This window comes from Corynebacterium auriscanis, from assembly GCF_030408435.1.
Lineage (GTDB): Bacteria > Actinomycetota > Actinomycetes > Mycobacteriales > Mycobacteriaceae > Corynebacterium > Corynebacterium auriscanis.
The window spans coordinates 1,957,227-1,972,021 of sequence record NZ_CP047046.1 but is presented as its reverse complement, the minus strand read 5'-3'; the positions used below and the strand labels follow the sequence as shown (position 1 = coordinate 1,972,021).

The 14,795-nt window shown below is 58.4% G+C and carries 11 protein-coding genes; 6 read left to right on the top strand and 5 right to left on the bottom strand.

Going from position 1 to position 14,795, the window contains the following annotated elements; all coding sequences use genetic code 11:
* Positions 1 to 102 precede the first annotated feature (102 nt).
* Genes CAURIC_RS08375 through CAURIC_RS08365 form a run of 3 tightly spaced genes read right to left on the bottom strand, consistent with a single transcriptional unit; the run spans position 103 to position 2,667 of the window.
* Positions 103 to 378 carry a DprA-like winged helix domain-containing protein gene (locus CAURIC_RS08375; RefSeq protein ID WP_290182454.1) on the bottom strand — a complete coding sequence of 92 codons (276 nt, stop codon included), beginning with the start codon at positions 376 to 378 and terminating at the stop codon, positions 103 to 105.
* 7 nt (positions 379 to 385) lie between these two features.
* Complete coding sequence (feoB, locus tag CAURIC_RS08370; RefSeq protein WP_290182452.1) at positions 386 to 2,404, bottom strand: ferrous iron transport protein B; 2,019 nt, start codon at positions 2,402 to 2,404, stop codon at positions 386 to 388.
* Positions 2,405 to 2,418: 14 nt separating this feature from the next.
* A complete protein-coding gene (locus CAURIC_RS08365) occupies positions 2,419 to 2,667 on the bottom strand; it encodes a FeoA family protein (RefSeq protein WP_035114836.1) in 249 nt (82 codons plus the stop codon).
* A 350-nt stretch (positions 2,668 to 3,017) separates the two neighbouring features.
* On the opposite strand from CAURIC_RS08365, the gene CAURIC_RS08360 reads away from it, so the two are divergent.
* Together CAURIC_RS08360 and CAURIC_RS08355 are read left to right on the top strand one after the other, a co-directional pair.
* Positions 3,018 to 4,274: an acid phosphatase gene (locus CAURIC_RS08360; protein ID WP_035114838.1), complete on the top strand. Its 1,257-nt coding sequence runs from the start codon at positions 3,018 to 3,020 to the stop codon at positions 4,272 to 4,274.
* Positions 4,275 to 5,924: 1,650 nt separating this feature from the next.
* Positions 5,925 to 6,767, top strand: a complete 843-nt coding sequence (locus CAURIC_RS08355; protein ID WP_070434090.1) for a S1 family peptidase — start codon at positions 5,925 to 5,927, stop codon at positions 6,765 to 6,767.
* Between the two features lie 27 nt (positions 6,768 to 6,794).
* Here the strand turns inward: CAURIC_RS08355 and CAURIC_RS08350 are convergent, their stop codons facing one another.
* Positions 6,795 to 7,094: a chorismate mutase gene (locus CAURIC_RS08350; RefSeq protein WP_035114841.1), complete on the bottom strand. Its 300-nt coding sequence runs from the start codon at positions 7,092 to 7,094 to the stop codon at positions 6,795 to 6,797.
* Positions 7,095 to 7,180: 86 nt separating this feature from the next.
* On the opposite strand from CAURIC_RS08350, the gene CAURIC_RS08345 reads away from it, so the two are divergent.
* Positions 7,181 to 9,772 (top strand): UvrD-helicase domain-containing protein, encoded by a 2,592-nt coding sequence (locus tag CAURIC_RS08345; RefSeq protein WP_035114842.1) that lies wholly within the window; start codon positions 7,181 to 7,183, stop codon positions 9,770 to 9,772.
* A gap of 127 nt (positions 9,773 to 9,899) precedes the next feature.
* On the opposite strand, the gene CAURIC_RS08340 is transcribed toward CAURIC_RS08345, so the two are convergent.
* Positions 9,900 to 10,664, bottom strand: a complete 765-nt coding sequence (locus CAURIC_RS08340; protein ID WP_246815836.1) for a M23 family metallopeptidase — start codon at positions 10,662 to 10,664, stop codon at positions 9,900 to 9,902.
* A 427-nt stretch (positions 10,665 to 11,091) separates the two neighbouring features.
* On the opposite strand from CAURIC_RS08340, the gene CAURIC_RS08335 reads away from it, so the two are divergent.
* From CAURIC_RS08335 to purH, 3 genes are read left to right on the top strand one after another with little or no spacing between them, the layout of a single operon-like run.
* Positions 11,092 to 12,609, top strand: a complete 1,518-nt coding sequence (locus CAURIC_RS08335; RefSeq protein ID WP_290182446.1) for a cell division protein PerM — start codon at positions 11,092 to 11,094, stop codon at positions 12,607 to 12,609.
* A 4-nt stretch (positions 12,610 to 12,613) separates the two neighbouring features.
* A complete protein-coding gene (purN, locus tag CAURIC_RS08330; RefSeq protein ID WP_035114845.1) occupies positions 12,614 to 13,207 on the top strand; it encodes a phosphoribosylglycinamide formyltransferase in 594 nt (197 codons plus the stop codon).
* Between the two features lie 2 nt (positions 13,208 to 13,209).
* Positions 13,210 to 14,790, top strand: coding sequence for a bifunctional phosphoribosylaminoimidazolecarboxamide formyltransferase/IMP cyclohydrolase (gene purH, locus CAURIC_RS08325; RefSeq protein WP_035114846.1), 1,581 nt, complete (start codon positions 13,210 to 13,212; stop codon positions 14,788 to 14,790).
* The last annotated feature ends 5 nt before the right edge of the window (positions 14,791 to 14,795 follow it).

Here is a 14,795-nt window from a genome sequence, read left to right as displayed (position 1 = left end):
CCCCACCTCAGCACCCCGGCCCCTACGCGGGCCGGCGCCCCCAGCTTCAGGATCGTCACCGTACTCGTCCCACTTCCTGGCCCCACCTCAGCCCCCCGGCTCTTACGCCGGTCGGTGGCCCAACTTCAGGATCGTCACCGTACCCGCGCTGCCCCCTGGCCCCGCGCCGTCGCTGCGCGACCCGCAGTCTACGTCGCAACCCCCGCAGGCACCGCTGCAGGCCATCGTCTCCGTGACTTTGCGCGCCCGGCCCATGCGTTCCAGTTGGAGCAGGGCGGCGTCGACGGTAGAGGCAGAAAGACCAGTGCGGCGAGCAATCTCACCGACTGTCGTGACCCCTTCGGACACACATTGCATCACTTTGCTTAAAGGACCCATCGCGCACCTACAGCCAAATCTTCAACAGGTTGAACGCCAGCACGGCCAGTACCCACGCGGTCGTGAGCTGGATGCCGATACCCGCGAGTGTCCACCGCCAACCGATCTCCCGCCGCTGCGCCGCGATCGTGGCCACGCACGGGGTGTAGGCCAGCAGGAATAGCATAAACGCCCACACCGCTGCTAGTGGATGGCCGTTCGACGCCGCCTCGAAGTCCGCGCGCACCGCCGTCGATAGGTCGGGGGAATCCTCCTCGAGAGCGTACGTCTGTGCCCACGACGAAATCACCGCTTCTTTCGCCACAAAACCCGTGATCAAGGGGCCCGTGAGGGACCATGAATCAAAGCCGGCCGGAGCGAAAATGGGGGAAACGGTCTGGCTGATGGCGCCGTATGCGCTGTCCTGTGGGGCGAGGTTCTCATCGGCGAAGCCTGCCTCACCGCGGACGGGCGTGGCCTGAAGAGCGAACACCACGATCACGGTCACCACGATGATGCCACCGGCGGTCTTGAGGAAGCCTTTCAGGCGAACCCACGCGACGGAAAGTACCAGTCGCGCACCGGGGAACTGGTATGTCGGCAAATCGATGACTAACGGGTCGTTGCCTATCTTCCGCCACAAGGCCTTTTTCATCAGGAAGCCGATGCCAACTACGAGGGCGATGGAGATGACGTACATGAGGAATACCACGTTGCCCGCGTGATTGGGGAAGAATGTGGCAGCCAACATCACGTACACCGTCAGGCGCGCGGAACATGAGGTAAATGGCACCAGCAACGCAGTCTGAATGCGTTGGTGGGGACTGGCGAGCACACGCGTAGCTGAGATCGCCGGTACGTTACAACCGAAGCCCACGATCAGCGGGATGAAGGCCTTGCCGGGCAAGCCGATGAGCTTCATTGCGCGGTCAGTCACCACGGCCGCTCGGGCCATGTAGCCCGAATCCTCCAGGATTGCCAACAGCACGAACATTAGTGCCATCAGGGGTGCGAACGTCAGAACCATACCCACTCCGCCGATGAGGCCATCTACGATCAGTCCTTGGAAGAACCGATGCCGCAGGCCGATCGTGTCCAGGAGTGTCGTGGCGGCGCTGGAAACAGGGCCCGTAAAGAGGGTATCCAGGCCGTCTTGGAGCGGGGCGGCGACGGTGGTGGTGACTTGGAAAACCAGCCACATGACACCAAGGAAGAGCAGGGGGCCGAAAACTGGGTGAAGGGCGAAGCGATCGATCTTCTCCGACGTGGTGGAGCTGACTGCTGGTCCGCTGGGGAGGATCGCATGTTCGGTGACCTCGTCGATCCATGTGAAGCGTTCATCGGCCAGTTCGAATTCCTCGGTGGCTGTGGCCGTACGGCGGGTAGCGGGTTCTTGCTGCAATGCAGCTTTGGCAGCTTCGCCTACGGCCGCCAAATTACTTCGACGCCGAGGATCCACTTCAACGACCGGCGCACCAACTGCGTGCGATAGAGCTTCGGCATCTACGGGGGTTCCCATGGTGGCGGCCACATCCGTTTTCGTGAGCACCAACAGTAGGCGATGGCTTTGCTCCGCGAGCTGGGCGACCATGTACAGACTACGACTGAGCGCGGAGGCGTCCACGGCAACCATCACGAGGTCTGGGCGCTCTTCGATGGCACAGTCGATGATGAGCTCGCGGGTGAGGGCTTCATCGGGACTGATGGGATCGAGCGAGTAGGCGCCGGGGAAGTCGATCACATCGCAGATGGGGTCGATCTTCCACGCACCGCGGCTGACCTCAACCGTTGTGCCTGGCCAGTTGCCCATTTGGGCCTTGGCGCCGGTCAGCCCGTTGAAGAGTGTGGATTTTCCCGCGTTGGGGGCGCCGACAAGCGCGATAACGGGGGCACCTTCCGGGGCAATATCGCCGTGGCTGTCTGAGTGACAGCTGGTGAGGTGGGTAGCAGTCGGTGTGCTTGTGCTGCGTGCGTGGGAGGTGTGTTGGCTAGTGGGGGCAGAGCTATGCCCCGAGCTGGATCCGTTGAACGGTACTGTGTTTGACATTGGTTTTTCCGTCGCTATGCCGTGCGTACTTGAATGGCGCTGGCGAGTTGCTTGTCCAGGGCGTACCGAACGGATGATGCTTTCACGATCCGGCCGCCGCCGGCGATCTTTTGTACAACTGTGATGGATTGGCCGGCACGGAGGCCTAGTTCCGCGAGGCGCCGGCAGGTGCTGCGGCTCATTGCGCAATCGTCGACGCTGCAGATTTGAGCTGTGCAGTTGAGGCCCAGTTGGGTAAGGCAGGTGGGCGCTTCTGTATTCATAGCTGGATTGTAACTCAACTTACCCTCACCTAAGAAGAGGGAAGCCTAAGTTTTTTGGAACGGGGCTGGAGTCTGGCGGTGGGTGGAGCTGAGACCTGGAGGTTGCTTGGGCTGAGGCGTGGAGGTTTGGGGGTCTGGAGCCTGGAGGTTGGGGGGGTCTGGAGGTTGGGGGGTCTGGAGCCTGGAGGTTGCTTGGGCTGAGGCCTGGAGCAATGCAGCAACCGCGCTGCGGAGCATCGGTTCACTTCAATTTCATCTGATTTTCATCTTTCGGTCCTTGGGTACTGATACGGTTCAAACGCATTTATCTGAATGCTTTCAAGGCGAGTACTGAATGGCGAAGGTTTAAAGTGAAGAAGATTCGTCGCAGCCTGGGGGCTGCACTATTGACTGTGTCCGTGTCGGCGCCCCTAGTGGTCGCGCCGGCCGAGGCTGCCAGCATTGGCAACGTCCCAGCCGTGGCGGGTAGCGAGGCGCTGCCAGGCTTCCCTGCGCCCGTCAAGCACCGCGGCGCCCCGATTCCCCGCCCGTTCGGCCCTGAGTACTTGGGCGGGTATGTTTCCGATGTCAGCTCGCACCCATATGGTGTGTACTTGGATGTCATTCGGGGATTTGAAGGACTGCGTAAGACCCGGCCGGACGTTATGAAACAGAACCTGGAGACCACGGTTCGGGTCAACAATGCCGCAGCGAATAATCCTGTTGCCATCAAGCGCGCGCAGATGGATGCCGCAGCGGATCGTGACGGTGTTCTCAACGCAGTGGCAGACTCTCTGGGGGCGGAACTCGGCGGCCACTTCCGCGCAGCTTTGCGCGAAAACCGTTTGCCAAAGACCACGTTCCTTTTGGGCAATGGCTACCTAGCTCGCGCGGGCGGATTGGCATCGTCCACCTTCGTTGAGAAAGAGTATTTCGGTTACGATCGCCCATTCGTGGTGGCGCCAAAGCGTATCAAGAAGTATCAGTCCGGACCGCGCAATTTTTACGGAACCTCCAAGGCGTTCCCGTCCGGTCATACTAACCAGGCAACGTGGGTGACCACCTTGTTGGCGATGGAATTGCCAGAGCTGGCTCCGCAGATCCTCGCCCGTGGTTCCGAGGCTGGTTATAACCGCATGGTGATGGGTGTGCATTACCCGCTCGATGTCATTGGTGGTCGTATGACGGGTACGGCGGCTGCAGCTGACCGCTGGAATGATCCCAAGATGCGTTCTGCGATCAAGCAGGCAGCAGCTGAGTTGCGTGCGGAACTTCAGTGGCGCGCGGGACGTCCGCTGCAGAAGGTGGTTGCAAGTGACAAGGCTTACCGATCCACCGACCAGGCAGTTCGTGAATACACCCAGCGCATGACCATGGGCTTTAAGCAGATCAAGCGCAATAACGCGCCAATGATCGTTCCGCAGGCTGCACCGGGGTTGCTGCAGGCTAAGTTCCCACGTCTGACCTACGCACAGCGCGTGTCCATTCTGCGCCAGACAGCAATTCCATCTGGTTACCCGCTCGACGATCAGTCCCGCAGTGGTTCTTGGCACCGTCTGAACTTAGCCGCCGCAATGGCAGCCAACGTTCGGGTGAATCCGAATGGTTCGGTTACGGTTCTTAAGTAGACCGGCCACTGTCGCCACCACCGTCAATGGGTGGTGGCGGCTTCCATTTTTTGGGGGCAAGGGTCTTATCGCCTCCTTACCTTCGGGGCTCGTCATGTTCGTCGAAGAAAGGGAACGGGATACGCTTTTTATCCCTCCGCGCGGGGCGGTGCAGTTGGTGAGGGTAGTAGCGCCTATTCAGCTTCTAGGGGTTGTCTTGTCTATGTCTGGGCGATGCTCTGTTGAGCTACTGGAACTGGTCCGGATCCTTGACCCAATGCCCGTTAACTGATCAACGATGAAAATGACGACGGTGAAACTTATTAGGAGGGCTAGTCGGGAATCACTACTGAGCCAGAAGGAGAGGGCTAGCCCACATAGGATGCTCAGTATCAAACTAGCCGCCAACGATCGAAGCTTTGTTTGGTCTTGCAACATGGCCTTTTTTCATCCCCTGGAATCTAACAGTTCTTATGCCAGTCAACATTGTCGCCAGCGATAGCGGCTCCGATGCCGCAAAGTGGCGCCCCAGGTCCGGTTAACCCACAGTAGAAAGCGCTAACCGTTGTGTATGCTGCAATACCAACATATCCTTTCCAACACTTGTTCCTAGCTGATCTGAAGTGGACCCCGTTATCGTCGACGAGAGAAATCTCGACAGCTTCATCGGGGGAAACCTTGAAGCGCTTTCCTCTGGTTTTTTCCACGAAGTCCCTCGTTTGCTCGAGGGTCAAAACTCCAGCTAACTTTGTGAGATCATCGTGAGGGTTTGTGGAATAGTCCCGCAATAATTCTAAGAAGCCAGGGCTTTTTCGAAGGATTCGTATCTTCAACGTCAAGTTGTCTTCTGCTTGAGGATCCGTTTTAGGTGGATTCACTTCATTCGGAGAGGGGCGACTTATTTGCGCTGCTTCCGCCTGTGTTGATTGAGCAGTAAACGCATTAGCTTCTGAGTTCAACGTTGTCGTTAGTGGAGCAATCGCTGCAATTAGTAAAGCTATGTAGCTCGTCTGCTTGATGTATCTCCTATGGTGGTAGCCCCTCACTTCTTCCGTCTTTTTTAACCTTATAGAATGTAAAAGGCTAGTTAGGCATGGTAAACCAGTGTGGCGTGTGGAGGCCGCTTGGTTTCTGGCCGGTCAACCATGTAGCTTATTTTAGGTTAGAAACAAAAAGGGGTCAATACTTATTATAAAACAGCTTTACTTCAATGTGTGTGGGTTGATAGAAGATTGGCGGTAAATCATGAAGGCTATGACGTGCTGCATTGCTGTAAAAGGTTATGCAAAGTTGTATTCCGGATGATTGCGTCCGTCAAAACCATGATTGTGAATGCCTTAGTATATTGGATGGTTTATTTGCGTTGTGCGTCCCGAATATGAAAAGTGCACTAGCGTGATGCAGTTTTAAGAACTAAGAATTCTGTTGCTGATGTCGCGGGGGCATAATGGCACTGTGGGGGTGCCGTTGCTCGGGGTGAGACGTTTTACTCGACGTCAGGCTGGTGTGTGGTCGGGGGGCTCGGTGCATTGAAAAGTGTCCCTGACCGGCGCTATAGAAAACTTCACCAACTTGTTATTTTTGATCGCTATTGAAACAGATGTTAAACGGCTACAGTGGGGGCATCGACCGTACTCACTCTCCCAAGATGTTTTCTCGAGGTGCCACCGAATGTCCCTGTCCTACCTACCAACTCGATCCGTCCGACCACGCAGCTCCATTGTGGCGAAGCGAGCGGTCGCGTTGGCTGTGGCGCTTACTGCAATTGCGGGCATGTCGCTTGGTACCCCCACACCTTCAGCCTCCGCTGCAACCGGTTCCGGCGAAGCCTTCCTGAATGCCACCGGTCAGCCCGGACCGCACCGCGTTGCAGGGCACTACTTCACGTCTCCAGGAGTGCCAGCTGCTCAGCGCGCTATTGCTCCTAAAACATTGGTGGGCCCAAGTACACCGATTTTGGTTGGGGATAGCGTATGCACCCTGGCTGTCGCCGGTTTCGATAAGCACGGCAACAAGGTCGGCATCACTGCCGCACACTGTGGTGGCCCAGGCACCCCCGTCGCGTCCCTCGATAACACCAAGGCCGGTCGCATTGGCACGGTGGCGCGCATTGGTTACGGGGATATCAGCGTCATTAAATTCAACAAAGATGTGCAGCTCACCCGCAACTACGGCCGAGTGAGCATCAACCGCTTGGGCGGGGTTATTCCGGCCACGGGCCAGCAGATTTGTAAGACCGGCATTAGCACGGGCACAAGTTGTGGACCGATGCTGGCGATCAGCGGACCGATGCTGGTTTCGCACCTGTGTGGTTCCTTCGGAGATTCTGGTGCGCCGGTCTACACCCGCGGGCGACTGGTGGGCATTGTCAATGGAGGGCTTTTCAACCTGCCGTCGTGCCGCACCCCACTGCAGGGACCGCTGCACGCGCCCACGGGTGGAACTGCGTGGTCAGTGATCAAGGCCGACCTTGATGACAACGGTGGTGTAGGCGCTGGCTTCCGTTTGCCTTAAACACGCGGAACTCAAACCCCGCGCGGTCTAACCCAACCGACCGCGCCCTAGCTGTAACAATGCTTTAGCGATTTCTACACCTTCGCGACCAAACTGCTCGCGGAATTCATTGATAATGGCAACTTCGCGTGTGTAAACGAGCTTGGTTCCGCCCGAGCCCAGCCGAGTCTTGCCGATGGCTTGAGAGACTTCACTGCGCCGCCTGATTGAATCGATGATCAGCTGATCCAGCCGGTTGATTTCCTCACGGTAGGATTGAATCTCTGAGTCGGATAAGGGGTCATCAGTTCCCGATGGCATTCGAACGCGGAACTCGTTGTCTGTCATGGCGACTATTGTACGTCTCGAACTGAATGGTAGAGCCACAAGCCGCATTCGAGAACCGCTAAGTAATCAAGGAGAGGTGTCGCGACATGAACCACAACCCGCAGAACCCAGTCAATCCATGGGGAAGTGGGGAACCTGCCGACTCACCTTTTACGGGCACGCCCTCGTCGCCATCCCCTTTTGCACCCTCGTCGCCATCCCCTTTTGCGCCCCAGGCGGCGCCTAGTCATGCCACCAGAGGGGCGTCGGACGATTTGTTAGAAGGCCTTAACCCGCAGCAAAGAGAAGCCGTCCTGCACCGCGGTGGCCCCTTGTTGATCGTCGCGGGCGCGGGGTCTGGAAAGACCAGCGTGCTGACCAGGCGCATTGCGCACCTCCTGCGCACTGGCGTGGCGCCGTGGCAGGTTCTAGCGATTACGTTCACCAATAAAGCCGCCGGCGAGATGCGGGAGCGCGTGGTGGACCTGGTGGGTCCGCAAGCCGAGAAGATGTGGGTTTCTACCTTCCACTCCATGTGCGTGCGCATTCTGCGTTCCAATGCCAACCTTGTGCAGGGGTTGAACACCAACTTCACGATTTACGATTCCGATGATTCCAAGCGCCTGATCACCATGGTGATCAAGGATGCCGGGATGGACCTGAAGGAGTTCGCCCCGCGGGCGGTGCTGTCGGTCATCTCGAACTGGAAGAATGAACTGATTGGGCCCGATGCCGCGCTGGCCGAGGCGCAGGCGGATTCCAACCCGTACCACATCAATGTCGCCACCCTGTACGGAACCTATCAGCGCCGATTGCGTGCGGCTAACGCGGTGGACTTTGATGACCTCATCGGGGAAGTCGTGGGCATCCTGCGAAATAATCCCGCGGTTGCCGAACACTACCGGCGCCGCTTCCGCCACGTGTTGGTCGACGAGTACCAGGATACGAACCATGCACAGTACGTCCTAGTTTCCACACTGGTGGGGACCGGCGACGATGCCGGGGAACTGTGCGTGGTGGGTGATGCGGACCAGTCCATTTACGCATTCCGTGGGGCCACGATCCGCAATATTGAAGAGTTCGAGCGCGATTACCCGAACGCCACCACTGTTTTGCTGGAGCAGAATTACCGCTCTACTCAGACGATCCTCACAGCGGCCAACCGCGTTATCGAACGCAACCAAGGTCGTCGAGAGAAAAAGCTGTGGACGGATCTGGGCGACGGCGAACGTATCGGTGGATATGTGGCAGACAACGAGCACGACGAGGCGAATTTCATCGTCGAACAGATCGATGACCTTGTGGATAACCACGGGTACAGCTACGGTGAAATCGCGGTCATGTACCGCACGAACAACGCTTCCCGCGCTATTGAGGATGTCCTAGTGCGCTCCGGGCTGCCGTACAAGGTTGTGGGCGGCACTCGCTTCTACGAACGCCGCGAGATTCGCGACATCGTCGCCTACCTCAAAGTCATCGATAACCCCACTGATACCGTCGCCCTACGTCGCATCATCAATACTCCACGCCGTGGGATCGGCGACCGGGCGATCGCACAGGTTACGGTCCACGCCGAGGCCCAGGGGATCTCCTTTTCTGATGCTTTGGTCGACGCCGCCCAGGGCCGCGTGCCCCTGTTATCCGGTAGGGGCAAAAATGCCATCGCTGGGTTTTTGGAACTGATGGATGCGTTGCGGGCAGAAGCGGAGGCGTCGGAACTCAAAGCCAGCGATGGCAGTGGGCTGGAAGTGAGCGACCTAGGACGGATTGTTGCTGCGGTACTGGATATGACTGGGTACAAGGCGGAGCTCGAGAAGTCCAATGATCCACAAGACGGTACGCGCCTGGATAACCTCAACGAATTGGTGAGTGTGGGGCACGAGTTCTCCCAAGAAGCGGCCAATCAACGCGCGTACATACAGTGGTCAGATGAAGAGCAGATGCTGGCTGAGGGAGAAGCTCCGCTGGGCAGCGTACAGGCCTTCTTGGAGCGCGTGAGCTTGGTGGCGGATGCTGATCAGATTCCTGCGGATCAGCAGAACATGGTTACGCTGATGACTCTCCATACAGCCAAGGGGCTGGAGTTTCCCGTTGTGTTCCTCACCGGTTGGGAGGATGGGCAGTTTCCGCACCTGCGTGCACTTGGAGATCCGCGTGAGCTGAACGAGGAGCGCCGGTTGGCCTATGTGGGTATTACTCGCGCGAAGCAGCGGCTGTTCCTCACCCGTGCGATCACGCGCAGCGGTTGGGGGCAGCCGGTGAACAATCCACCGTCGCGGTTCCTAGGGGAAGTGCCTGGGGAACTGGTTGAGTGGATCAGAGAGGAGCCCAGCTGGGGTAGTGGTGCGGGTTCATCAGATGGCTCAAGCTGGGGTCGATCTTCCTCGGGTAGCTGGGGTCAGTCCTCCGCGAGCCGGAGGCAATCTTCCTCCGGAAGCTGGGGGCAGTCCGTAGGTGCCTCGTCGCATTCCTCTGCACCACGCGCTGGGCGCCGCCGGCCCACCGCGCCGGTTCGCAACAACAAGAATGCGGATCTGAACTTGGAAGTTGGAGATAAGGTTAACCACGACAAGTACGGTTTGGGAACAGTGAGAAGCGTGGATGGTTCCGGGCCGCGCACAACTGTGATGATTGATTTCGGTAGTTCCGGTACGGTGCGCTTGATGTTGTTTGGTGGCGTCCCCATGGAAAAGCTGTAAAGAACAACGCCTAAGGCCCCCCGCCTTTCACGAAAGCGGGGGCCTTCATTCCGATGAAAATGTAATCCCCGTAGGGGGGACGTGCGCGCTTTCAACAGCGCGCTCCTTTGACCTGTTAGCGCGATATTTACAAGGAGATGCCACGCTCAGCCAGCCATGGCTGAGGATCGATTGGGCCACCACCGTTGGGGTGGACTTCGAAGTGCAGGTGGGAACCCGTGGAGAAGCCTTCGCTGCCCATGCCGGCGATCTTCTGGCCTGCGGTGACCTTCTGACCAACCTTCACGTCCAGCGTAGCCATGTGGCCGTAGACGGTGACGGTGCCGTCGCCGTGCTGAATGCGGATCCAGTTACCGAATCCGGAAGCTGGGCCGGAGTCAATGACCAGGCCATCTTCTACAGCGAGGATTGGGGTGCCGATGGCGTTCGCGATGTCAACACCGTTGTGCATGGTTCCCCAGCGTGGACCGAACGGGGAAGTGAAAGAACCCTCAGCCGGCTTCGCGATCTTTGGAGCGCGTGCCGCAAGGTCTGCAGCCAAGCGCTGTTGGGTGTAACGAAGGGCGGAGTCCAGCTGGCTGCTCAGGCCAGTGATCTGCTTGTCCTGTGCTACCTCGAGGATCTGAGGGGCATCAGCTTGGGAGTTGGAGCTGCCGATGGCTGAGGAATCGTTCTGAGCCAGTACCGCAGTGTCCGCAGCCAGCGCGATGTCCTTCTTCTCAGAGGACTGCTGTGCACCTGCGGTGGCACCTGCAGCACCAGCGGAGGTGACGGCGGATGCAGCTACCGCAACCATGGCGACACGGCGCTTAGCGCTGTTATCAACCTTGCGGTGTGCACCTGCTGGGCGGGAATCCACGGAGCTACGCACGTTCTTTAACCTCTTTGTCATCGGATCTTGGAGGGACTTCGTTACCGAAGTGGGTCAGATTGTAACCACTTTGTTATCAACGAGTCGTAACATTAATGCTCGGTAACGCCATGAGCAAGCCATTTCGGCGAAAAATAACGTTTCGATATCGTTTCGGGGGTGGGGTTATCCTGTCTCTCATGAAGCGCTGAAGGTGTTTTTGCTGTTGAGGGGGCTGGAGATCTTATGCACTCAGCGATTTCTTGGGTTCGAGCGGGTGAAATATTTTTTTTAGAATCCTTCGAGTACACCTTGAGGGTTTCGGGTGAGTCAGTTCGCCACCCCAGCGACAGGGGAAGGCACAATAGGACAGGTGAGTGATCAAACAGACGCAAGAAGGCGGAGGCCCACCGCACGAACCAGTGAGAGGTTCGTGGCGCGGTCTCGGTCATCTAATGAGACTCGGCGCATGGCTACGCCCGAAAAGGCACCTCGTTCCGCAGCCGAAGCACGGTGGCAGCAATGGCGCCCTCACCTTCGGCGCTTCCTTCCCATCGTGGGTTTGAATCACGCAGTTACACTGGCGATCATCATCGCCATCTCGGTGATTATCGGAATTGGCGCCGGCTTCGGCGTTGTGCCCGCCACGATTGCCGGGTTGTGGATGCAAGTGAATTTGGCTCCAGTGCGCATGAGTGGGGTGACTCTCGGTTTCGCTCCGTTACTTCCCGCGCTCCTTATTGTTTGGGTGCATTCGCGACGCGTCACCGGTGCGCTCGGTAATTCAGTGAGTATCCGTGGCCTGCGCGTGCTTACCACGGTCGGCTTGCTATTGCCCATTTTCATCACGGTGGTGGCATGGCTCATGCTGTGGGATGCCGCGAAGGTTTATAGCGTGCGCCCACCGAATCTTTTTGGCGCAATCATCTCCACCGCTCTTGTTAACGGTGCGGTGTTGGTGATGGGAATGGGGGCGCGGGTCTGGCGTGCGCTCTTGCTGCGCCGGGGTTTTCCTACCTGGCCGGTGGAGGCCTTCCGCCTGGCGCGTCGCTTCCTTTTGTGGATGTGTGTGGCGGGCTTGGCTGTGGCTATTGCCTCCATGATCGCGAACTTTAACGCGGTGAAGAATTCTTACGACATCACGTCGAACTTTTCCGGCACACTTGGCCTCACCTTGTTGAGTTTGCTCTACTTGCCGAACTTGGCCGTGGCGTCCGCGGCAGTGCTCCTAGGCGGAGAATTCCATATCGGTCGGGGAGTGTTTTCCCTCTTTGCCGCTAACAACGTTAATTTGCCGCCCATTCCGATTGCGGCGGCCATTCCAAACCATGAATTGTCCTGGGGGCCGCTAGCTCTGATCGTTCCCGCTGTGGTCTCTGTTGTAGTGGTGTACCGCTACATGCAGCAGCGCGAGTTCGTGGAGTCCCCTGCATACTTGGCGCTCACTGCTGGGGTGGCCGTTGCGTTCATTGGTTTCTGCGTGTGTTGGTTGGCCGGAGGCGAATTGGGTGTATTCGGCGAGACCGGGGCTTTGCCATGGATGTTCGCCTTGGAAGCGGCTGCGTGGTTGTTGGTGCCTGCGCTCGTCATGATGTTGTGGGCGGCTCGCTCTGGATCACGTGTTGTGGAAGATATACCCGACGCCCAGCCGCGTTCGGATGCCAGAGGGGCGTCGGGACTAGAAAAAACCGACGAGGGTGCGCCGAAGAAGTCCGCGTGGAAGCAGGGAGCGGAGACACAGGTGGGCGAGAAGCAGAAGAAGGAACAGGCAGCGGAGAAGCAGGAGCCTGAAAAGCGCGGGCCTGAGAAGCAGGTGGGCGAGAAGCAGCAGAAGGAACAGGCAGCGGAGAAGCAGGAGCCTGAAAAGCAGAAACTGGAAAAGCAGCCAGTGGAACAGCGGGTAGCAAAAGAAACGGGCACCGCGCGGAAGGTGACCAAAGACGATGGTGGCGGCGAAAGTGCTCACGTGACTAAGAGGGAGAAATAAGAATATGAGGATTGTGATGCTGGCGTCTGGCTCGGGAACACTGTTGCAAAGTGTGATCGACAACGTGGAACCGGACCTCGTGGACATTGCAGCGGTGGGCGCGGATCGCGAGTGCGAAGCTTTGCAGCGCGCCAATCGGGCGGGAATCGATACGTTCCTAGTGAATTACGAGCCGGGGAATACCGACCGCGGACAGTGGAATGCCGAACTCACGAAGCGGATTCAACAGTACGCGCCGGACCTCGTCGTGAGCGCAGGATTCATGCGTATTATTGGCAAAGAAACAGTCGCGCACTTCGCAGGGAAGATCATTAACACTCACCCTGCGTTGCTGCCGGCTTTCCCCGGGGCTCACGCGGTGGAGGATGCTTTGAATTACGGTGTGCGCGTCACGGGGTCTACAGTTCATGTTGTGGACAGTGGAGTTGATACGGGTCCGATCATCGCCCAGCATGCGGTGAGCGTGCACGATGACGACTCTGTTGAAACGTTGCATGAGAACATCAAGAAAGTGGAGCGGGAGCTCCTCGTGGACGTGCTGCACAACATCGCACGCCACGGACTGACAATTGAGGGACGAAAGGCCAGGATCTCGTAGCGATGACTGAGGACAAAAAAGCTATCCGCCGCGCGCTGATTAGCGTTTATGACAAGACCGGGCTGGAAGAATTGGCCAAGGGCTTGCATGAGGCGGGTGTAAGTATTGTATCCACCGGTTCGACCGCCAAGAAGATCGCGGACGCGGGTGTGCCCGTCACCGAGGTTGAGCAATTGACCGGTTTCCCCGAGGTGCTGGAAGGGCGCGTGAAGACGCTCCACCCACGGGTGCACGCCGGCATCCTGGCCGACACTCGTAAAGAGGATCATCTCAAGCAGCTCGAGGACCTCGACGTGGAGGCATTTGAGTTGGTGGTTGTGAACCTGTATCCGTTCAGCGAAACCGTGGCCTCCGGGGCGGATTTTGATTCTTGCGTGGAGCAGATCGATATCGGTGGCCCTTCCATGGTTCGTGCCGCAGCCAAGAACCACCCTTCCGTTGCTGTGGTAGTGGACCCGTCTCGCTACGACGATGTAATTGTCGCTGCCCGCGAGGGTGGTTTCAGCCGTGCGGATCGCACGAAGCTGGCCCTCGCAGCTTTCCGCCACACCGCAGCTTACGATGTTGCTGTTGCCAGCTGGCTGGGCGAGCACGTGGAGAAGACCGAGGATAACCAGTTCCCCGAGTGGATCGGGGAGACCTTCGAGCGCGCGAGCGTGTTGCGCTACGGTGAGAACCCTCACCAAGCGGCCGCGCTGTACTCCAACGGTGGTGGATTGGCTGGCGCAGAGCAGTTCCATGGCAAGGAGATGAGCTACAACAACTACACCGATTCGGATGCCGCGTGGCGCGCAGCGTGGGATCACGAGCGCCCAGCAGTGGCCATCATCAAGCATGCGAACCCCTGTGGCATTGCCGTGTCCGATGAATCCATTGCTGCCGCGCACCGACAGGCCCACGCGTGCGACCCGATGAGCGCCTTTGGTGGTGTTATTGCCGCCAACCGCGAGGTTACCGTGGAGATGGCACAGCAGGTTGCGGAGATCTTCACCGAGGTTATCATCGCGCCTTCGTACGAAGATGGCGCTGTAGAAGTGCTGAGCCAGAAGAAGAACATCCGCATCCTGCAGGCCAAGGCCCCCGAAGTTGACGAGCGGGCAGCTGTGGAGCACCGCCAGATTTCCGGTGGTGTCCTGGTGCAACAGCGCGACGTCATTGATGCCAAGGGCGATGACCCCGCCAACTGGACCCTCGCTGCTGGAGAAGCTGCGGATGAAGCAACGCTGGCCGAGCTGATCTTCGCTTGGCGCTCCGTGCGCGCTGTGAAGTCCAACGCCATTTTGCTGGCGAAGGACGGGGCGACCGTGGGCGTCGGTATGGGACAGGTTAACCGCGTAGATGCCGCAAAGCTGGCAGTGGAGCGAGCGAACTCTTTGGCCGGTGAGGAAGAACGGGCTCGCGGTGCCGTTGCGGCTTCCGATGCTTTCTTCCCCTTTGCCGACGGTTTCGAGGTACTGGCCAACGCTGGCGTGCGCGCCGTTGTACAGCCCGGTGGTTCTGTACGCGACGCCGAGGTCATCGAGGCCGCTAATAAAGCCGGAGTCACGATGTACCTGACCGGGGAGCGCCATTTCGCCCATTAGTGGCT